The sequence below is a fragment of the Nocardioides sp. AE5 genome (genome assembly GCF_031844485.1).
Lineage (GTDB): Bacteria > Actinomycetota > Actinomycetes > Propionibacteriales > Nocardioidaceae > Nocardioides.
On sequence record NZ_JAUZVI010000010.1, the window covers coordinates 139,211 to 158,956 of the forward strand.

Genomic DNA, 19,746 nt, shown 5'->3' on the forward strand with positions numbered 1-19,746 from the left:
GTATTTTCGTCCACGCGCCCCTGCGCCTGGGCGAGCATCGCTGCGCCACGCACGGCAAGGCACGCCCCAACCCGGGGCATACCCCAATCCGAGGCACACTGAGGAGAGACGATGGAGAAGGTCGGAGTAGTTGGCTGCGGACTGATGGGAGCCGGCATCGCCGAGGTCTGTGCCCGCGCCGGCCTCGATGTCGTCGTCGCCGAGTCGAGCCAGGCCGCTGCCGACGCCGGCCGCGCGCGCCTGGAGAAGTCGCTGGCCCGGGCCGAGGCCAAGGGGAAGATCGACTCCGTCGCCTCGGTGATGGACCGGATCCGCATCGTCACCTCGCTGGAGGAACTCGCCGACCGCGACCTCGTCGTCGAAGCGATCGTGGAGGACGAGGACGCCAAGGTGGCGCTCTTCAAGGAACTGGACCGGATCGTCACCTCCCCCGACGCGATCCTTGCCTCGAACACCTCCTCGATCCCGATCATGAAGCTGGGCGTGGTCACTTCCCGCCCGCAGAGCGTGCTCGGCATCCACTTCTTCAACCCGGTCCCGGTGCTCAAGCTGGTCGAGCTGGTGCCCTCGATCGTCACCGACCCGGAGGTGACCGAGCGCTCGCGGAAGTTCGTCGAGTCCACCCTGGACAAGACCGCCATCGACTGCCAGGACCGTGCCGGCTTCGTGGTGAACGCGCTGCTGATCCCCTTCATCCTCTCCGCGATCCGGATGATGGAGTCCGGGTTCGCCACCGCCGAGGACATCGACAACGGCCTGGTGCTCGGCGCCGCCCACCCGCAGGGCCCGCTGGCACTGGCCGACCTGATCGGCCTGGACACCACCAAGGCGGTGGCCGAGTCGCTCTACGAGGAGTTCAAGGAGCCGCTGTACGCCGCCCCGCCGCTGCTCGCCCGGATGGTCGACGCCGGCCTGCTCGGCCGCAAGACCGGCCGCGGCTTCTACACCTACTCCTGACCACTGCCCCTGCCGCTGCCCCCTCCCCTCGCCCCTTGTAACGCGGGGTTACGGTCGCTCAACACGTGCTGTGACGCGGAATTCCGTCAACAACACCGCACAAGTCGGGACAACAGCCCATCACGCAGCAACCACGCGACGTACCCCGTCCACCTCATGACGAAGGAACCCCGATGACTGACCAGATCACGTACGCCGTGAGTGACGGCGTTGCCCGCATCGAACTGAACCGGCCCGAGGCCGCCAACGCGTTCGACATGCCGACAGCCACGCTCTTCGGCGAACTGATCGAGAAGGCGGCCGCGGACGACGCCGTGCGCGCCGTGCTGCTGACCGGAGCGGGCAAGCGCTTCTGCGCGGGTGGGGACGTCGCCTCGATGGTGCAGGCCGAGAACCAGGCCGACTACCTCAAGGAGCTTGCTGTCACCCTGGACGCGGCCACCCAAGCCCTGGCGGCGCTCGAGAAGCCGGTGGTGGTCGCCGTACAGGGCGCGGTCGCCGGCGCCGGCCTCTCGGTGATGCTCAGCGGCGACATCATCATCGCCGCCCCGGGAACGAAGTTCGTCATCGCCTACCCGGGCGTCGGGCTGGTCCCCGACGTGGGCGCGTCGTGGCTGCTTCCCCGGGCGATCGGCCAGCAGCGGGCGCTCCACCTGGCGCTGACCAACACCCCGATCGACGCCGAGAAGGCGCTCGACTGGGGCCTGGTCACCGAGGTCGGCGAGGCAGCACGTGCCGAGGAGCTGGCCACCACGTTGGCCGCTGGTCCGGTCTTCGCGCTGGGACAGGCACGACGCCTGATCCGCCATTCGTGGGAGACCGATCGCGCCGGTGCTGGGATCGACGAGGCGGAGACCATCCACCGCGCGGTGCAGACCGAGGACGCCCAGCGCCTGCTCGAGGCCTTCGCCAAGCGCTGACACACGAACGCTCACTCGTTGATGTCCGAGAGCTCAATGCTTGATGTGGATCCGCCGGTCACCCCACTGCCCAAGTGACCGCACCCTGTCAGGACCGCGCGGAAGTACGACGTACGGCGTCGCGGCACACAGATGGAGCGCAAGGACTGAGCGTTCGAGCATCAACGATTGAGCTTTCGCGACACAACGACTGAGCGTTCGTGCTTCAGGGCAGGGGTGGAAATACTGGCCCACCGCCGAACATCAGCCGCGGCGAGATCGGCGTGCCGCCGTCGGGTTCGATGATGCCGCGCGCAGCCGCCTCCTCCGCGGTGATCACCACAGATCCGGTGCGCGCATGCAGGTCCGGGTCGGCGGCCACGGCGGCCAGCACCCGCCCCTGAAGTTCTGGGGTCTCGGCGTCGGTGATCGGTACGCCGGCGATGTTGTCCAGTCCGCTGGCCAGGAGCTGCTCGGTGCGCACCAGGCCCGGCCACAGCGACAGCACGGTGACGCCGTGCTCGCGCAACTCCAGGGCCGCGTCGTGGGTGAGCTTGTCCAGGCCGGCCTTGGAAATGCCATACAGGGTGGAGTGCAGGTAGGCCCGGGTGCCGACCGAGGAGATGTTCACAACGAGTCCCGACCCGGCAGCGATCATCAGTGGGGCGGCGGCATGGAGCGCGACGTAGTGGGCGCGCAGCCCGACGGAGATCAGCGAGTCCCAGTCCGAGAGCGGCCGCTCCCAGAACTTCTCCGGCGTCACGTGGTTCATCCGCGGCCCGGCCCAGGCATTGTTGACCAGCAGGTCCAGCCGGCCCCCGGCATCGTGCACGTCAGTGACCAGACGACGTACGGCGTCGTCGTCGGTGTGCTCGCAGGCGTGCGCATGTCCAGTCCCGCCGGCGGCCTCGATCCGCTCCACGGTCCGTGCCAGCCGCTCGGTGTTGCGCCCGGAGACGTGGACCGTCCAGCCAGCCTCGGCGAGCCCGACGGCGATGCCCTGCCCGACGCCCTTGCTGCCGCCGGTGACCAGGGCGACCTTGCCGCTTCCGTTGCTCATCCGAACGACTCCACGATCACGTGGCCCTCGGGCAGCGGCGTGGTCAGGCTCCACAGCACGGTCACGACGCTGCTCGCGATCCGCCAGGCGCCGTCCTCGATCCGGTAGCGGTCGGCGTACTCGATGGCGCTCACCGTCTCGGTCCCGCGCCGCCGGTCGACCTGGCGGAAGCGGAGCGTCCAGGCGCCGCTCGCCTCCCCGTCGCCGAGCACCTGGATGTCGGCGTGCAACGCGTGGTGCATGTCGAGGACGACGTACTGGTCGTCGACCCGCTGCAGCGCGATCGCGGTGAACACCTCGGCGATCCCGTCGGCGTCGGTGAACTTCCCGATCCGCGGGCCATAGTCGAGCACGGCGCCGGAGGCGATGAAACAGTCGCGGAACTCGTCGGGTCGCTTCGCGTCGCAGGCACGCAGGTAGCGGTGCTTGAGCGCCTTGATCTCCTCGATCGCCTCCAGGCGGGCAAGGCGTTCCTCGGTGGTCGCCGACATGCAGGTTCCTCCTTCGTACGCCGTGACACGGCCATCGGGGACAGCGAACCAGATCCGGCGCGGACGCGCAGCGACGGTGCCGGCTGGTGAACAGGGGAGGTCCTGAACCATGCCTCGGCATCCGGTAGTTTCAAATGCTCCGCGTCCTACCTATCTGGAGGATCCATGAGGCTCAACAGCAAGGGCCAGGTCACCATCCCCGCGGAGTTGCGGCGACGCCATGGCTTTGCCGAGGGCGACGAGGTCGAAGTCGTGGAGGACGGCAACACACTGCGCATCGTGCACCGGGTCGCCAGCGAAGGTCGCGGCCACCGCATCGTCAGTCGCATGCGCGGTCGCGCGGACACGAAGATGACCACGGATGAACTCCTGGACCTGCTCCGCGGCGAGTGACGTTGACTGAACCACGCACGGGGACACTGGTCGACTCCAACGTCCTTCTCGACGTGCTCACCGACGATCCGGTCTGGGGCCCCTGGTCGAGCGAAGCGATGGCGCTCGCTCTGAACTCTGGCCCAGTGATCCTGAACCCGCTCGTCTATGCCGAGGTATCCGTTGGTTTCGCCCACATCGAAGACCTGGACGCTGCCCTTCCGGACAACGCCTTCGTCAGGGGAACCCCTGCCGTGGTCGGCCGCATTCGTCGCTGGCAAGGCGTTCCTGCGTTACCGACCTGATCGGGGCGCCAAGCGGTCACCGCTGCCGGACTTCTACATCGGTGCCCATGCAGCCGTGGCCGGCTACACACTCCTGACGCGCGATGCACGCCGATATCGGACGTACTTCCCGCGCCTGCCGTTGCAGGCGCCACCGGACTGAAGGCCGGATGAGGCTCAGCCCCAGTTGGGCGGCCGCTTCTCGAAGAAAGCGGTGATGCCCTCCGCCCGATCTGGCGACCCGGCGATCTCCGCATCGGCCTCGGCGGTGAGTTCCCAGGCACGCGCCTCGCGCTCGGCGGCATGCCGGGCCACGGTTCCCAGCGAGATCGCCACCGCGTCGGGGCTGTTCACCACGATCCGCTCGGTCAACGCCAACGCCCCGGCGAGCGCATCACCGGGCTCGGTGAGCACGTTGACGAAGCCCAGGGCGTGGCCACGTTCGGCGTCGACCGGATCACCGGTGAGCAGCATCTCGGTGGCCACGTTGAACGGCAGCCGCTCCCCGGCCCGGAAGAGCGCCCCGGTGTTGGCGACCACTCCCCGCTTCACCTCCGGCGCTCCGAACCGCGCGCCCCGGGCGGCGACCACCAGGTCGCTGGCCAGGACGCACTCGAATCCGCCCCCGAAGGCGAACCCCTCGACGGCTGCGATCAGCGGGGTACGACGTACTCGGGCCAGGAAGCCGTAGGGCCCGCCCGCCTCGGTGCGCGGCGGCTCGGCCGAGCTGAGATCTGTGCCAGCACAGAAGAATTCCGGTCCGCCGGTGAGTACGACGGCGCGCACCGCCCGATCCGCCTCGATCTCCTCGAAGGCAGCCGACAATTCTTCGGCGAGCGCCTGGTCGATCGCATTGCGCCGCTCGGGCCGGTCGAGGGTGAGGATGCGGATGTGGCCGCGGTCCTCGATACGCAGGGAACCCATGCGCAGTCAGCCCTTGACGATCTCGGCCAGCTTGGCCACGTCCGCCAGGCGTCGCTCGGGGGTCTCCCCCAGCGGAGTGAGCAGGAACGTGGTGACCCCGGCGGCCTTGAACTCCGCCACCCGGGCACGGAGGTGGTCCTCATCGCCCAGCAGGGCAACGGCATGCAACAGGTCGTCGGGAACCGCGGCTGCGGCCTCGGCCTTCTTGCCGGCCAGGTAGAGGTCCTGGATCTCCTTCGCCTCTGCCTCATAGCCATAACGGGTGGCCAGCGAGTTGTAGAAGTTCTTGCCCCGCGCGCCCATCCCACCGATGTAGAGCGCGAGCTGGTCGCGGACCCGCTGCAGGTGCAGCGGCTCGGGGTCACCGAAGGCGAAGTTGATGGAGAGCATGATGTCCAGCTCACCGAGCTGCGGGTCACGCTTGGCCAGGCCCGCCTCCAGCGACTCGCCCCAGACCAGGTCCTTCTTGCCCGGGTGAAAGAAGAGTGGCTGCCAGGCCTCGGCGACCTCCGCGACGAGCTCGACGTTCTTCGGGCCGATCGCTGCCACCGAGATCGGGATCCGCGGGCGGAGCGGGTGGTTGATGATCTTCAGCGGCTTGCCCAGGCCGGTGCCCTGGTCGGCGGGGAGCGGGATCTGGTAGTGCTTGCCCTCGTGGATCACCGGCTCGCGCTGCCACACCTTGCGGCAGATCTCGATCACTTCGCGGGTGCGGCCCAGCGGGGCGTCGTACTTGATGCCGTGGAAGCCCTCGATCACCTGTGGGCCGGACGCACCGAGTCCGAGGGTGAACCGGCCACCCGAGACATGGTCGAGCCCGGCCGCGGTCATCGCGGTCAGCGACGGCGTACGTGTGTAGAGCTGGAGGATGGCCGAGGCCAGCTCCATGGTCCTGGTCCGGGCGGCGATGTAGCCGAGCTGGCTGACCGCGTCGAACGAGTACGCCTCCGGGATGGCGATCAGGTCGAGCCCGGCCTCCTCATAGTCGGTGAGCTCCTCGACGGCCTCCTCGAAGCCGCCGGAATAGTCGATCATCATGCCCAGGCGCATGGGGTCCTCCAGGGTTGGGGCGAGCAGTGGGTCAGCGGTGTGTCTGGCCGTCGTCGACGACCACGATGGTGCCGGTCACGAACTCCGAGGTGGGCGCAACCAGGTAGAGCAGGGTGGAGTCGAGCTGGGCCGGGTGGCCGAGCCGCTTGCGCGGGAAGGCTGCTGACGGGTCACCGATCCGGGAGATCATCCCGTCCATCATCTCGGAGGCGAAGGCTCCCGGGGCGATGGCGTTGACGTTGATCCGGTGGCGCGCCCACTCCACGGCCAGGGTCTCGGTCATCCTGCTCACCGCGGCCTTGGAGGTGGCATAGAGCGCGGCACCCTCCCCCGCGTAGTGGAAGGCGTTGATCGAGGAGAGGTTGACGATCCGCCCCGGCAGCTCGGCGGCGATCAGCCGCCGCGCCACCTCGGTGGACATCAGCCAGGGGCCCCGCACGTTGGTGTCCAGGACGGCATCCACCAGTTCCAGGGACATCTTGTGCGCCCGGGCGGCGTCGGGGATGCCGGCATTGTTGACCAGGATCTGCACGGTGCCGAGCTCGGCGCTGACCTCGGCAACGCAGGCCTCGATCGACGCGGGGTCGGCCACGTCCAGGCGTACGCCGTACGCCGTGCCACCCTCGGCGGTGATCGCCTCGACCACCTCAGCGATCCGTTCGGTACGCCGTCCGGTCACCGCCACCTTGGCGCCGGCGGCAGCCAGCACCCGGGCGAAGCGCTCGCCCAGGCCCGCGGTGGCGCCGGTGACGATGGCGACCTGACCCGCCAGCGACTGGTCCACGTTGGGCAGCGGCCACTGATCAGGGTGCTCGCTCACGGGCGCAGCTCCGCCGAGGCGGCGAGTTCGGTCTTGGCGATGGTGCGCAGGTGCACCTCGTCCGGGCCGTCGAAGATCCGCATCGCCCGGTGCCAGCCATACATCGCGGCCAGGGGCACGTCGTCGCTGACGCCCATGCCGCCGTGGACCTGGATCGCCCGGTCGATCACGTTGAGCGTGATCCGCGGGACCGAGACCTTGGCCATCGAGACGAACGGCGCCGCAGCCTTGTTGCCCTTGGCGTCGATCACGGCCGAGGCGTGTTGGCAGAGCAGCCGCGCCTGCTCGATCTCCAGGCGCGACTCGGCGATCTCGCGCTGGATCATCCCCTGCTCGGCAAGCGGCTTGCCGAAGGCGACCCGGGACTGGACGCGCTCGACCATCAACTGCAGGGCGCGCTCGGCAGCACCGAGGGCGCGCATGCAGTGGTGGATCCGGCCCGGGCCGAGGCGAGCCTGGGCCAGGGCGAAGCCGGAGCCCTCTTCGCCGAGCAGGTTGCTCACCGGCACCCGGACGTCAGTGAAGAGGACCTCGCAGTGCCCGTGCTGGTCGTGGCGCCCGAAGACGGGGACGTCGCGGACGATCTCGACCCCGGGGGTGTCGCGCTCGACGAGGATCATCGACTGCTGCACGTGGCGCGCGGCGTTCGGGTCGGTCTTGCCCATCACGATGAAGACCTTGCACCGCGGGTCGGCGGCACCGCTGGTCCACCACTTGCGCCCGTTGATCACGTATTCATCGCCGTCACGCACGATCGAGGTCTCGATGTTCGTCGCGTCCGAGGACGCCACGGCCTTCTCGGTCATCGCGAAGGCGGAGCGGATGGTGCCGTCCATCAACGGGTCGAGCCAGCGCGACTTCTGCTCGGCGGTGCCGAAGAGGTGGAGCAGTTCCATGTTGCCGGTGTCGGGGGCCTGGCAGTTCAGCGCCTCCGGAGCGAGTTCGAGGCTCCACCCGGTGATCTCCGCGAGGCCCGCGTAGTCGAGGTTGCTGATCCCGGAGACTGCCGGGAGGAAGAGGTTCCACAGGCCGCGTTCGCGTGCCTTCGCCTTCAGTTCCTCGACCACCGGCGGGAGGGTGTGGTCCTCGGGGCCCTTCTCGACGCGGTAGGCGTGGTAGGCCTCCTCGGCCGGGAAGACGTCCTCGTTCATGAAGTCGACGAGCGTGGCACGCAGTTCCTGCGCCTTCGGCGACGGGGTCAGGTCGAGCCCTTCGATCTCTTGCATGTCCTTGCCTCCCAGATGGTCGTTCGGTGGATCGTTCAGAGTCCTGCACGGATGGCGCGATCGCGCGCCCGGCCGAGCAGTGGCTCGACCATGTCGCCGATGTCGTCGAACCAGTCCCCGACCGTGGTGCCCTTGAGGTGGCGGGCGTGGATCTGCTCCAGGATCACGGCGATCTTGAAGTCGGCGAAGACGATGTACCACTCGAGGTCATCGATGGAGATGCAGCGGCGCTCGGCGTACTTCGCCACCACTTCGGCGCCGGTCGGGAAGCCGTCGTGGGCGGTGGCGCCGGCGGTGATCGGGTTGTGGAACTGGCCGATCTCGTCCCAGAAGCTGATCAGCACACCGAGGTCGGCAAGGGTGTCGCCCAGCGTCGACATCTCCCAGTCGAGCACGCCGAGGATCTGGCTCGGGTCGTCGTGGGCCACCATCAGGTTGTCGATCTTGTAGTCGCCGTGCACGATGCCGGGGAACTTCAGCGGCGGCATCGAGCGCTCCAGGATCGCGACGAGCTCGTCGACCTCGGGACGCTCGGCCGTCTTGATGGTGTGCCACTGCCGGGCCCAGCGGCGGACCTGCCGCTCCAGGTAGCCCTCGGGCTTGCCCCAGTCGGCCAGGCCGACGGCGGCCGGCTCGATCTCGTGCAGCGCGACCAGGGTGTCGAGCATCGACTCGGTCAGTGCCGCCCGCTGCTCGGGGGTGAGCGTGCCGGTGTCCTCGGCGGTGCGATAGGTGCGCCCCTCGATCTTGTCCATCACATAGAAGCCGGCACCGATCACGGAGTCGTCCTCGCACTGGGCCACCACGCGCGGCACCGGGACGGCGCTGCCCGCGAGCGCGGACATGACGCGCGACTCACGCGACATGTCGTGTGCCGACTGGAGGATCTCGCCGTACGGCGGGCGGCGCAGGATCCAGGCCGAGGTGCCGTCGGTCAGTTCGTACGTCGGGTTGCTGCGGCCGCCGGCGATCAGCCGGGTCTGCAGCGGACCGGCCAGTCCGTCGGTCAGTTCCGCGGCCAGGTAGCGCTCCAGCGCCGCGACGTCGAGTCCTTGCTCCTCGGTGCTGCCCACCATCGACTCCTATCTAAACGATTGTTCAGATACTCTAGCGCACGAAGACGACCGCGTCATCCACCGAAGCGCGACTGGTGCGGAACTGGTTCACCGGGTGGTCCGCCACGGCGTACCCGATCGAGACCGCGCAGACCACCAACTGGTCGGCGGGCAGGTCGAGCACCTCGCGCACCACCGGGGACTGCATTGCGACGGCCGCCTGCGGGATGGTGGCCACGCCGAGCGAGTGCGCGGCGTTGAGCAGGTTCGCGACATAGCCACCGCAGTCGATCGCGCCGTAGGTGCCCTGGTTGGCGTCGGTGACCACGATCGCCACGTGCGGGGCACCGAAGAACGAGAAGTTCTTCAGCATCTGCGCGTCCCGCGCCTCACGATCCTCGCGGGCGATGCCGAGGCTCTCATACAGCGCATATCCCGCCCCGCGGCGCCGGTCCTGGTAGACCCCGACGTACTTCTCGGGCATCGGCAGGTCGGCGCCACCTCCACCGGCGATCACCGATTCGACCAGCGCCTTGGCCAGGCGTTCGCGCGCCTGCCCGGAGAGCAGGTACGTCGTCCACGGCTGGGTGTTGCACCACGACGCCGTCCGCTGGGCGAGGGTGAACATCTCGCGCAGGGTCGCCTCGGGCACCTCGCGGTCCTCGAATTCGCGGCAGCTCCACCGCTCGGCGAGGATCTGGTTGAACTCCACAGGGCTTCTCCTTCTTGAGGCAGGCTCAGTTCTCAGCGACGGCAGTGGGCGGCGCGGGCGAGCAACCGACCGTGCCCAGTGCCAGCGCGACGTACCGCTCGGCCATCTCGGTCGGCGACACCTCGCCGGTGGGCCGATACCACTCCGCCAGGGCGCGGCCCATGTTGATGATCGCCCGAGTCGCCTCCTTCGGGTACGCCGTGGCGAAGGCGCCCTCGTCGACGCCACGCTGGATCACATCGGTGAACATCCGCTGCTGTTCGTCGCGCAGGGTGACCACGAGCTTGCGACCGGGACCGTCCAGGGAGCGCATCTCGGAGGCACCGATCTGGGCCTCGGCCCGGCGGTCGGCATGGAAGAGCACCCAGGCCCGGACCAGGGCGGAGAGCTGGTCGGCGGGCTCGCGACCGGCACCGAGGAGGGCGGTGCGGGTCAGCGAGATCACGTCGCTGAGCACCTGGACCATGATCTCCTGCAGCACGTCCTGCTTGGACGGGAAGTGGTGATAGATCGAGGCGACGGTGACGTCGGCATCGCGCGCGATGTCGCGCATCGAGGTGGCGTGATAGCCACGCTCGGTGAAGTTGGCGATGGCCGCCTTGAGCACCGGCTCCTTGCCGAGCCGCTGCTTGCCACCCGTTGCCTGGGCCATGCTGCTCCTCCTCGGCCATCCAGTTCCGCGTGCCCTGAGCCTGCCGGTCGGCAAACTCCAGCGCAAGTCTAGTCATCCAAACGATCATTTGTTTAGATGTAAGGTGGAATCCGTCCCCGAGGAGATCCTTCAATGCCTGCACTGGTCGAGATCGACGAGCCGAGCCCCGGCGTACGACGCCTCACCCTGTCCCGCCCCGAGGCGTTGAACACCCTCAACGCCTCCCTGGTTGCCGAGCTCCACTCCGCCTTGGACGCGATCGCAGCCGATCGCGACGTCCGGGTGGTGGTGCTCACCGGCGCCGGCCGCGCCTTCTGCGCCGGGCTCGACCTCAACGGCTATGGCGACCCGGAGCGGGTCGAGGAGATGGGCCCCACCCTCGGCTCCCTGGACCGCCAGCGCGAGATCGCGGGCTTGGTGGAGAAGCTGCACACCCTCCCCCAGCCGGTGATCGCGGCAGTCAACGGGGCCGCGGCCGGGGGTGGCCTGGCCCTGGTCTGCGCCAGTGACATCCGGATCGCCGCGGAGGAGTCGGTCTATGCGGTCGCCTTCATCCGCGCCGGCTATTCCGCCTGCGACATCGGTGTCTCCTGGCTGCTGCCGCGCATCGTCGGCGCCGGCCACGCGCACGAGCTGATGTTGACCGGTCGCAAGTTCGACGCCGCCGAGGCGGAGCGGATCGGGCTGATCACCCAGGTCGTGGCCGACGACGCGCTGATGGCCACCGTCCTGGCCAAGGCGGAGGAGATCCTCCGCAACCCGCCCGCCTCGGTCGCCCTGACGAAGCAGGGCATGTGGCTCGCCCTGGAGATGCCAAGCCTCCGCGCCGGCATCGAACTGGAGAACCGCCAGCAGGTCATCACCGCACTCACCGAGGACCAACCGGAGGCCACCCGGGCCTTCCTGGAGAAGCGTTCCCCCGACTACAAGCACAGGTAGGCAACCATGAATGAGCCGACAACCCTGCTTTACGACGTGACCGATGGCATCGCCACGATCACCCTGAATCGGCCCGAGCGGCTCAACGCCTTCGTCGATGAGATGGAGGCCGAGCTGATCGAGGCTTTCGACCGCATCGACGCCGACGACGACGTCAAGGCCGTCGTGCTCACCGGTGCGGGCCGCGGCTTCTGCGCCGGCATGGACGTGGTGGACGCAGGCGACGCGTTCGTGGCGTGGCGGACGGCCGAAACGGCACCGGCCGGCACCCAGTACGACGTACCGGGTGATCCGATGCCCCGGCGCCGGGACGGCGGTGGCCGGGTGGTGCTGCGGATGTTCGACTGCCTCAAGCCGATCATCGCCGCCGTGAACGGCCCGGCGACCGGAGTCGGCGCCACGATGATCCTGGCCGCCGACATCCGGCTCGCGGCCGACGGCGCCAAGTTCGGGTTCGTCTTCAACCGCCGTGGGGTGATCCCCGAGTCCTGCTCGTCATGGTTCCTGCCCCGCCTGGTCGGGATGCAGACCGCGATGGAATGGGTGCTCACCGGCAGGGTGTTCAAGGCCGACGAGGCACTCGCCGGTGGTCTGGTCCGCAGCCTGCACCCGGCCGAGGAGCTGCTGCCCACGGCGTACGCACTGGCGGCCGAGATCGCCGACAACACCGCCCCGGTCTCGGCTGCCCTGGCCCGCCAGTTGCTGTGGCGGATGCAGGGTGCCGAGCACCCGGTGATCGCCCACCAGGCCGAGTCGTTGGGGATCAACCTGCGCGGTGTGAGCGCCGACGGCGCGGAGGGCTTTGCCTCCTTCGTCGAGAAGCGCCCCGCGCTCTTCCCCAACCGGGTCTCGTCCGACCTGCCCAATCTCTTCACCACCTTCCCTGCTCCCGCCTTCGATCCCACCAGCCTGGAGGACCCGCGATGAAGCGCACTCTCTACACCGCAGACCACGAGGCCTTCCGCGAGGTCGTCTCCGAGTTCGTCGCCCGCGAAGTGGCACCGCACCTGGAACGCTGGGAGGAGGAGCGGATCATCGACCGGGACGTGTGGATGGCCGCCGGCAGGCAGGGCCTGCTCGGCCTCGCTGCCCCGGAGGAGTACGGCGGGGCGGGTGGCGACTACCGGTTCCGCAACGTGATCCTGGAGGAGTTCGCCAAGGTCCACGCCACCTCACTCGCCTCGAGCTTCTCGCTGCAGGACGACATCGCCATCCCCTACATCAACGAGATCGGCAACGACGAGCAGAAGCAGCGGTGGTTGCCGCCCATGGTCGCCGGGGAGCGGATCGGCGCGATTGCGATGACCGAGCCCGGCACCGGCAGCGACCTGCAGGGGATCACGACCTCGGCCCGCCAGGTCGAGGGCGGGTGGGTACTCAACGGCGCGAAGACCTTCATCACCAACGGCATCAACTCCGACCTGGTGATCACCGTGGCACGGACCGACCCGGCCGGCGGCCCGAACGCCTTCACCCTCTTCGTCGTGGAGCGGGAGATGGAGGGCTTCTCCCGGGGGCGCAAGCTGAAGAAGGTCGGCCTGCACGCGCAGGACACCGCGGAGTTGGTCTATGAGGACGTCTTCGTCCCGGACGAGAACGTGCTCGGTGAGGTCGGCGGCGGCTTCGGACAGCTGAAGAACATGCTGCCACTGGAGCGACTCTCCATCGCCGCCCATGCGGTGGCCGTGGCCGAGGCAGTGCTCGCCGACACCATTGCCTACACCCGGGACCGGGTGGCGTTCGGCCAGCGGATCGCGGACTTCCAGAACACCCAGTTCGAGCTGGCCGAGATGCAGACCCTGGTCAACGTGGCCCGGGTGTACGTCGACCAGGCGATCGGCTCCTACAACGCCGGCGAGTTCACCGACGTGGACGCGGCCCAGGCGAAGTGGTGGACCTCCGACCTGCAGAACGATGTGATCGACCGCTGCCTGCAGCTCCACGGCGGCTATGGATTCATGCTCGAATATCCGGTCGGGCGCGCCTATCAGGACGCCCGGATCCAGCGGATCTTCGGCGGCACCAACGAGATCATGAAGATGATCATCGGCCGCAAGATCGTCGGGCGTCCCTGAGGCCGACATGACACAGGACACTGCACACCGCCAGGACGACCAGACCATCCAGTTCCCCGACACCTGGGCCGAACGCGACCCGGACCGGATCGCCTACCTGATGGCGGGCTCCGGCCAGCAGGTGACCTATCGGGAACTGGTGGACTCCGCCCGTCGCACCGCCCGACTGCTCCGTGACCTGGGCCTGGCCCACGGCGACCAGGTCGCCCTGCTCTGCGAGAACGTGGTCGGCATGCTGGAGGCCGCCTGGGCCTGCCAGCGCTCGGGCCTGCGCTACACCGCCATCTCCACGCGACTGAACGCGACCGAGGCGGCGTACATCGCCACCGACTCCGACGCGAAGGTGCTGCTGGTCAGCACCGGCACGGCCGAGGTCGGGGCCGAGGTCCTGGCGAAGACCGGCATCACGCACGCCTTCTGCGTGGACGGTGAGGCTCCGGGGTTCCCGAGCCTGGCCGACGCGACCCGCGACCTGCCGTCGACTCGCCTGGCCGACGAGGCCGAGGGGGTCGACATGCTCTATTCGTCCGGCACCACCGGCGCCCCGAAGGGCGTCGAGGCGGACCTCCCGCTGGCACCGCTGGGTACGCCGCCCGGCGTGGCCAGCCTGCTCGCCTCCCGCTGGGGCTTCGACTCCGGGACCCGCTACCTGTCGCCCGCGCCGCTCTATCACGCCGCACCACTGCGGTTCACGATGACCGTGCACCGCTTCGGCGGCACGGCCGTGATCATGGAGAAGTTCGACGCGACCCGGGCACTGGAACTGATCGAGCAGCACCGGATCACCCACACCCAGATGGTCCCGACCATGTTCGTCCGGATGCTCAAGCTGCCCGAGGAGGTGCGCTCCGCAGCCAATGTGTCCACCCTCAGCGCAGTGGTCCACGCCGCCGCCCCGTGCCCACCGGAGGTGAAGCGGGCGATGATCGACTGGTTCGGCCCGGTGATCGAGGAGTACTACTCCTCCACGGAGAACAACCTGTTCACCGCGATCACGTCCGCCGAGGCCCTCGAACGTCCGGGGTCCGTGGGCCGGGCACTCTCCGGCACACCGCACGTCCTCGACGACGCCGGCGATCCCCTGCCGCCAGGGCAGAGCGGCACGATCTGGTCCGAGGGCGGACTCGACTTCCGCTATCACAACGACCCGGAGCGGACCCGGGAGGCACACAACGATCGGGGCTGGACCACGGTCGGCGACATCGGCTACCTGGACGAGGACGGCTATCTCTATCTCAGTGACCGCCGCGCCGACCTGGTGCTCAGCGGCGGGGTGAACATCTATCCGCAGGAGGCCGAGAACGTCATGGTCCTCCATCCCTTGGTCGAGGACGTGGCCGTCTTCGGCGTCCCCGATCCCGAGCTGGGAGAGGTGGTCAAGGCCGTCGTCCAACCCGCGGCGGGAGTGACGCCGGGTCCAGAACTCGAGGCCGAGTTGATGGCCTTCTGCGCCGAGCGGCTCTCGACGTACAAGTGCCCCCGCTCGATCGACTTCCGGAGCTCGCTGCCGCGCCACGCCACCGGCAAGCTCTACAAGCGCCTGCTGCGTGACGAGTACGCCGCCAACTCACCTTCCTGACCCACCGAGAGGGGAACGAGCCAAGCTGACGGCTGGCCCGGATCCACGCAGGTCAGTCGGGCTGGGCCAGCCGCGCCCGGCCGAGCATCGGCACCAGCACGACAAGCCCGGCCAACGGCAGCACCGCCAGCATCATCAGGGCCCAGCCCATGCTGAAGGCCTCACCAAAGCCACCCACCACCGCCGAGCCGACCGAGCCACCGGTCATGAAGAGCAGGGTGGCGATGCCCAGCGCGATGCCACGCACGTCAACCAGGACGGCGTCGCCGACCACGCTCATCAGCGACGGTTGTCCGACCCCGAACGACATCGTCACCAGGAGCACGGCGAGTCCGAGCAGCACCGGTGACTCCTGGGCGGCTCCGACGGCCGCCATCACCATGGCCATCGCTGCCAGGACGCCCGAGGCCGCGAGCGCCACCACCCCACCGAAGCGTTCCAGCCAGGGCGCAGCAACGCGCGGGACGAAGAGGGCGATCACTGCACTCGGCGCCAGGAGCAACCCCACCTGCCAGGGCTCCCATCCGTGGTGGATCATCACGGCCGGCGCCGCGATCAGCAGCCCGAACCACGCTGCCGGGATCGCTGCCGCTGCCATGGCGCTGCGCACCACCGCAGGGTTGGTGATCACCGTGATCGGCAAGAAGCCCTCGGGGTGACGGCGTACCTGCATCGTGACGGCGGGTACGCCGAGCAGCAGCAGCACCACGCCGACCACCGCCACCGCGACGCCAGTGGACGGCGACTGGATCAGCAGCACCAGACCGGCCGAGGTGCCCGCCACCAGCGCGGCACCGAGGATGTCCAGGCGGGCGCCGGTCCCGTCGCGATGCAGTGCCGTCCAGATGAACGGCACGATCAGCAGGCCCAGCACCGGCAGCGCCATCACCGCACGCCACCCGAACTGCGCCTCGACCAGTCCCCCGGCCAACGGCCCGAGACAAGACAGGCAGGCGGCCGCACCGGCCAGGCGACCCAGCGCCAGCCCACGGACGGGTCCGTCATAACGGGAGCTGAGCACCGCCACGCCGAGCGTCGGCACGGCCGCGGCACCGGCGCCCTGCAGCACCCGGGCCGCCAGCAGTACGCCGAAGGACGGCGCCAGCGCGGACAGCGTGGCGCCACCCACCATCAGCCCGATCCCGACCATCAACGGCAACCGGACCCCGACCAGGTCGGCGACGCGACCATAGATCGGGGTGGCCACCGCAAGCAGCAGTGCATAGAGGGTGATCGTCCAGGTGCCGACCCCGACGCTGACGCCGAGGTCGTCGGCCAGCACCGGGATCACGATCGCGGCCGAGGCGGACCCCAGGCCGGTCAGCCCGAAGAGGACACCCAGCAGGATCGAGATGCGCCGGGAGTCCTGAAGGTTCACGACGGCGACAACTCCGGGCTTGTTCCGTTCATTCCCGACGCGCTCGCCCCGTCGACCACCATGAGCTTGGACCTGGCGCTCTACCTTCTGCAGGCGATCCAGTCGACCTTGTGCGGATCAGTCGGTGACGGCGTACGTCTGGCGCAGGTCGCGCTTGAGGATCTTCCCGCTCGGGTTCTTCGGCAGCGAGTCGGCCAGCACCACGGTCTTGGGCGCCTTGAACCCGGCCAGCCTGGTCCGGGCGAACTCAATCAGTTCGTCGGGGCTGACCTCGGCGCCGGCACGGGGTACGACGACCGCGGTCACCGCCTCGATCCAGCGCGGGTGCGGCACTCCGAAGACGGCGACCTCGCCGACCGCGGGGTGCTCGAAGAGGGCGTCCTCGACCTCGCGGCTGGAGACGTTCTCCCCGCCGGTCTTGATCATGTCCTTCTTCCGGTCCACCACATAGAGGCGGCCGTCGGGGTCGAAGTAGCCCAGGTCGCCGGAGTGGAACCAGCCGCCCTTGAACGCCTCGGCGGTCCGCTCCGGGTCCTTGAGATAGCCGAGGATCAGGTGCGGGCTGCGGTGCACGATCTCGCCCACCTCGCCGGCCGACAGTTCGACGTCGTCGTCATCGACGATGATCGTCTCGACGTTCAGCGCCGGATAGCCCGCGGACCCGCCATGGGTGAACTGCTCCGCGGGCGGCAGGGCGGTGGCCAGCGAGGCCATCTCGGTCTGCCCATAGAAGTTCCACAGCCTCAGTTCCGGTGCCCGCTCGGTCAGCTCGCGCAGCACCTGGGTGGGCATCGCCGAGGCGCCGTAATAGCCCTTGCGCAGGCTGGACAGGTCCGTGCTGGCGAACGCAGGACTGGCCAGCAGACTGATCCAGACCGTCGGCGGGACGAAGAGGTTCGTGATCCGGTGGCGCTCGATCGCAGCCAGGATCGCGTCCGGATCGGGACGGCGCAGGATGACACTGGTCGCCCCGAGATAGATCTTCGTGGAGAGGAAGTTGTCCAGCTGCGCACAGTGATAGAGCGGCATCGAGTGCAGCTCCACGTCCTCGGCCTCCATACCACCGGTGACGATGCATGAGGTGTATTGCCAGATCAGCGAGCGGCTGCCCAGCACCGCGCCCTTGGGCCGCGACTCGGTGCCGGAGGTGTACATGATCCGCACCGGCTCGTCGTCGCCGAGCTCGACGTCGGGCAAGGCGCAGGGCTCGTGGTCGAGCCATCCGGCCACTGGCACCCATCCCCCATCACTGGGCAGGGCGACACTGGGGTCGAGGTCGATCCGGGCACGCACCGGCACCTCACGCCCGCAGGCGGCCAGGGCATCGGTCGCAACGGGGACGAGGGCGTCCTCGACCACGAAGGCGCTTGCCTCGCAGTGGTCCAGGATCCAGGCGATCTCCGCCGCTCCGAGCATGAAGTTGACCGGCACCAGCACGACACCACGGCGGGCGGCCGCGAAGGCGATCGCGGGGAACTGCCAGCAGTTGTGCGAGAGCAGCGCCAGGGTGTCGCCCCGGCCGAGGCCGGCGGCGTGCAGCGCCTGGGAGAAGCGGTCGACGCGTTCGTCGAAGTCGGCGAACGTCAGTCGCACGTCGCCGTCGATGATCGCCACCTTGTCCGGCGTACGTCGTGCTGCCCGGCGGGGCAGGTCGCCGATGCGTTGGTGGCGCGCAGCCACCACGTCAGGGCCGCCGAGCCCGTCGAACATCCCCATCGTGGGTCTCCTCCTGCTCCATTGCCGTGCGTACGCCGTCGTGCCCGGTCCGGACTTCAGCCGGGGCGGTGGGTGCCGAAGCTGCGTCCCTGATAGGTCATCGGCTCCAGGGTCGGGTCGTGGAACGCCCGCTCGACCAGGCCGGAGACCAGCACGTGGTCGCCACCGGGCTGGATCCGCTCGACGGTGCACCGCACCCAGCCGGAGATGCCACCCAGCCTCGGCACACCGGACTCCAGGCAATGGTCGAGCCCGATGAACTTGTCCGCGCCCTTGGAGGCGAATGCCATCGCCACGTCGCGCTGGTCCGCGGCCAGGATGTTGACCCCGAAGCGGCGCGTGCGCTGGATCATCCCCAAGGTCGCCGACGTGCGGTCCAGCGCCACCACGATCATCTCCGGATCCATCGACAGCGACATCAGCGCGCTGACCGTGGCGCCACTGCCCACGCCGTCGTCGGCGGCAGTGATCACCGAGACGGGAGCGGCCATGTTGGCCATCACGTCGCGGAACTGCGAGGTGGGCGTGGTGCTGTGCAGCGGACGGACGGCGCGGCCCAGGGCTGCCGAGGTGTGGGGTCGGATTGCCATGACGGTCATCGTTCTCTCCTTGAGAGGTTCCGCGGAATCTCTAGATGGTCCTGGGCCGCGCCGGCTCAGGCGCTCAGGCCGGTCTCGGCCCAGAACTTCTCGAACTCGGGCGGCACAACGTCGGATCCGGCGGTCACCTTGCCGTCGACGAAGCGGTGGGTGAAGACGCCCTGGACGTCGAGTTCCTTGTCGCCGAGCTTGCGGTAGAGGCGCAGCGTCGCGGTGACGATCCCTTCCGGCGTCTCGGTCGCCTCGAGCACCTCGTTGGCCGAGGCGTCGAGCTTGGCCAGCACGCCGAACGCCTCCAGGAACGATGCCTTGGTGTAGACGGTCTGGGTGCCTTCGAGGGTGAAGCCGGCCCACGACATGTTGTCGTCATAGAGGGCGACCAGCGGGCCAGCGTCGCCGGCGTCGGCAGCAGCAAAGGCATTCTTGAGGGCGTCGATATTGGCGGACATGATGATTTCCTCCATGAAAAAGAAATGGGTGGACCCTGCGTCGACATGGCGCGATCAAACGAATATCGGAATTGATATTCGATGCCCACCCTGGCGGGCGATCGGATGTGACGCCGATTACTCTGCCGCGATCCGGCTCGTGCCTGAACCGGGCAACTACGTGGTCCGCCACCCAAACCGGGTGACCCCCTTCCCGGCCGCCAAATCACGCACAAGATCGACATCTCAACAGGAAGCTTGGACCACTCGGCCTGATCCGGATTCCGCAAGTTGACCCCCATGCCCACCCCGACCCCGCGCCGGCAACGACGACCGTCGAAGCTTGCTTGACAATGCTCGGACGCGTGCATCACAGTGATCCGCATCACCGCTGAATTTCGAAATCCTGGAGATCAAATGAACGCCGACGAATGGGAGCGGATAAACACTCTCCATGCGTCGGGAGAAACCATCAAGGGCATTGCACGTCGCCTCGGCATCTCCCGCAACACCGTCCGGCGTGCCCTCAG

22 protein-coding genes are annotated in these 19,746 nt (G+C 68.6%); 9 read left to right on the forward strand and 13 right to left on the reverse strand.

From position 1 onward, the window contains the following. Positions 1-111 precede the first annotated feature (111 nt). Both Q9R27_RS14830 and Q9R27_RS14835 read left to right on the forward strand, forming a co-directional pair. On the forward strand, positions 112-957 hold the full coding sequence (locus Q9R27_RS14830) for a 3-hydroxybutyryl-CoA dehydrogenase (RefSeq protein ID WP_311253170.1): 846 nt from the start codon (positions 112-114) through the stop codon (positions 955-957). Between the two features lie 173 nt (positions 958-1,130). Further along, on the forward strand, positions 1,131-1,877 hold the full coding sequence (locus Q9R27_RS14835; protein ID WP_311253171.1) for an enoyl-CoA hydratase/isomerase family protein: 747 nt from the start codon (positions 1,131-1,133) through the stop codon (positions 1,875-1,877). 205 nt (positions 1,878-2,082) lie between these two features. On the opposite strand, the gene Q9R27_RS14840 is transcribed toward Q9R27_RS14835, so the two are convergent. Both Q9R27_RS14840 and Q9R27_RS14845 read right to left on the reverse strand, forming a co-directional pair. Continuing rightward, on the reverse strand, positions 2,083-2,916 hold the full coding sequence (locus Q9R27_RS14840) for an SDR family NAD(P)-dependent oxidoreductase (protein ID WP_311253172.1): 834 nt from the start codon (positions 2,914-2,916) through the stop codon (positions 2,083-2,085). After that, positions 2,913-3,407 carry a nuclear transport factor 2 family protein gene (locus Q9R27_RS14845; RefSeq protein WP_311253173.1) on the reverse strand — a complete coding sequence of 165 codons (495 nt, stop codon included), beginning with the start codon at positions 3,405-3,407 and terminating at the stop codon, positions 2,913-2,915. Before Q9R27_RS14845 ends, Q9R27_RS14840 begins: the two co-directional genes overlap by 4 nt. A 165-nt stretch (positions 3,408-3,572) precedes the next feature. On the opposite strand from Q9R27_RS14845, the gene Q9R27_RS14850 reads away from it, so the two are divergent. Together Q9R27_RS14850 and Q9R27_RS14855 are read left to right on the forward strand one after the other, a co-directional pair. Then, positions 3,573-3,800 carry an AbrB/MazE/SpoVT family DNA-binding domain-containing protein gene (locus Q9R27_RS14850; RefSeq protein WP_311253174.1) on the forward strand — a complete coding sequence of 76 codons (228 nt, stop codon included), beginning with the start codon at positions 3,573-3,575 and terminating at the stop codon, positions 3,798-3,800. A 53-nt stretch (positions 3,801-3,853) separates the two neighbouring features. Further along, positions 3,854-4,084 (forward strand): hypothetical protein, encoded by a 231-nt coding sequence (locus tag Q9R27_RS14855; protein ID WP_311253175.1) that lies wholly within the window; start codon positions 3,854-3,856, stop codon positions 4,082-4,084. Positions 4,085-4,240: 156 nt separating this feature from the next. Here Q9R27_RS14855 and Q9R27_RS14860 read toward each other — a convergent pair whose 3' ends face one another. Genes Q9R27_RS14860 through Q9R27_RS14890 form a run of 7 tightly spaced genes read right to left on the reverse strand, consistent with a single transcriptional unit; the run spans position 4,241 to position 10,502 of the window. Next, the gene (locus Q9R27_RS14860; protein WP_311253176.1) at positions 4,241-4,987 is read right to left on the reverse strand and encodes an enoyl-CoA hydratase-related protein; all 747 of its coding nucleotides are present in this window, start codon (positions 4,985-4,987) and stop codon (positions 4,241-4,243) included. Between the two features lie 6 nt (positions 4,988-4,993). Beyond that, complete coding sequence (locus tag Q9R27_RS14865) at positions 4,994-6,037, reverse strand: LLM class F420-dependent oxidoreductase (RefSeq protein ID WP_311253177.1); 1,044 nt, start codon at positions 6,035-6,037, stop codon at positions 4,994-4,996. Between the two features lie 31 nt (positions 6,038-6,068). Then, positions 6,069-6,857 (reverse strand): SDR family NAD(P)-dependent oxidoreductase, encoded by a 789-nt coding sequence (locus Q9R27_RS14870; RefSeq protein WP_311253178.1) that lies wholly within the window; start codon positions 6,855-6,857, stop codon positions 6,069-6,071. Then, positions 6,854-8,083: an acyl-CoA dehydrogenase family protein gene (locus Q9R27_RS14875; RefSeq protein WP_311253179.1), complete on the reverse strand. Its 1,230-nt coding sequence runs from the start codon at positions 8,081-8,083 to the stop codon at positions 6,854-6,856. Before Q9R27_RS14875 ends, Q9R27_RS14870 begins: the two co-directional genes overlap by 4 nt. Before the next feature lie 35 nt (positions 8,084-8,118). Further along, a complete protein-coding gene (locus tag Q9R27_RS14880) occupies positions 8,119-9,156 on the reverse strand; it encodes a phosphotransferase family protein (RefSeq protein WP_311253180.1) in 1,038 nt (345 codons plus the stop codon). 34 nt (positions 9,157-9,190) lie between these two features. Beyond that, complete coding sequence (locus Q9R27_RS14885; RefSeq protein ID WP_311253181.1) at positions 9,191-9,850, reverse strand: nitroreductase; 660 nt, start codon at positions 9,848-9,850, stop codon at positions 9,191-9,193. A gap of 25 nt (positions 9,851-9,875) precedes the next feature. Continuing rightward, positions 9,876-10,502, reverse strand: a complete 627-nt coding sequence (locus Q9R27_RS14890; RefSeq protein WP_311253182.1) for a TetR/AcrR family transcriptional regulator — start codon at positions 10,500-10,502, stop codon at positions 9,876-9,878. A gap of 132 nt (positions 10,503-10,634) precedes the next feature. Between Q9R27_RS14890 and Q9R27_RS14895 the strand changes: the two genes are divergently transcribed. Genes Q9R27_RS14895 through Q9R27_RS14910 form a run of 4 tightly spaced genes read left to right on the forward strand, consistent with a single transcriptional unit; the run spans position 10,635 to position 15,095 of the window. Then, positions 10,635-11,441 carry an enoyl-CoA hydratase/isomerase family protein gene (locus Q9R27_RS14895; RefSeq protein ID WP_311253183.1) on the forward strand — a complete coding sequence of 269 codons (807 nt, stop codon included), beginning with the start codon at positions 10,635-10,637 and terminating at the stop codon, positions 11,439-11,441. 6 nt (positions 11,442-11,447) lie between these two features. After that, positions 11,448-12,368 (forward strand): crotonase/enoyl-CoA hydratase family protein, encoded by a 921-nt coding sequence (locus tag Q9R27_RS14900; RefSeq protein ID WP_311253184.1) that lies wholly within the window; start codon positions 11,448-11,450, stop codon positions 12,366-12,368. Then, the gene (locus tag Q9R27_RS14905; protein WP_311253185.1) at positions 12,365-13,516 is read left to right on the forward strand and encodes an acyl-CoA dehydrogenase family protein; all 1,152 of its coding nucleotides are present in this window, start codon (positions 12,365-12,367) and stop codon (positions 13,514-13,516) included. The genes Q9R27_RS14900 and Q9R27_RS14905 overlap by 4 nt, the downstream gene beginning before the upstream one ends. Before the next feature lie 7 nt (positions 13,517-13,523). Beyond that, positions 13,524-15,095 (forward strand): AMP-binding protein, encoded by a 1,572-nt coding sequence (locus Q9R27_RS14910; RefSeq protein WP_311253186.1) that lies wholly within the window; start codon positions 13,524-13,526, stop codon positions 15,093-15,095. 52 nt (positions 15,096-15,147) lie between these two features. Here the strand turns inward: Q9R27_RS14910 and Q9R27_RS14915 are convergent, their stop codons facing one another. From Q9R27_RS14915 to Q9R27_RS14930, 4 genes are all read right to left on the reverse strand, one after another. Continuing rightward, a complete protein-coding gene (locus Q9R27_RS14915) occupies positions 15,148-16,473 on the reverse strand; it encodes an MFS transporter (RefSeq protein ID WP_311253187.1) in 1,326 nt (441 codons plus the stop codon). Positions 16,474-16,590: 117 nt separating this feature from the next. After that, positions 16,591-18,189, reverse strand: a complete 1,599-nt coding sequence (locus tag Q9R27_RS14920; RefSeq protein WP_311253188.1) for a fatty acyl-CoA synthetase — start codon at positions 18,187-18,189, stop codon at positions 16,591-16,593. Between the two features lie 56 nt (positions 18,190-18,245). Further along, complete coding sequence (locus Q9R27_RS14925; protein ID WP_311253189.1) at positions 18,246-18,779, reverse strand: flavin reductase family protein; 534 nt, start codon at positions 18,777-18,779, stop codon at positions 18,246-18,248. A gap of 65 nt (positions 18,780-18,844) precedes the next feature. Next, a complete protein-coding gene (locus Q9R27_RS14930; RefSeq protein ID WP_311253190.1) occupies positions 18,845-19,237 on the reverse strand; it encodes a hypothetical protein in 393 nt (130 codons plus the stop codon). A 396-nt stretch (positions 19,238-19,633) separates the two neighbouring features. Here Q9R27_RS14930 and Q9R27_RS18780 point away from each other — a divergent pair. After that, on the forward strand, positions 19,634-19,746 hold a 113-nt coding region (locus tag Q9R27_RS18780; RefSeq protein WP_397219836.1), incomplete at its 3' end, for a helix-turn-helix domain-containing protein.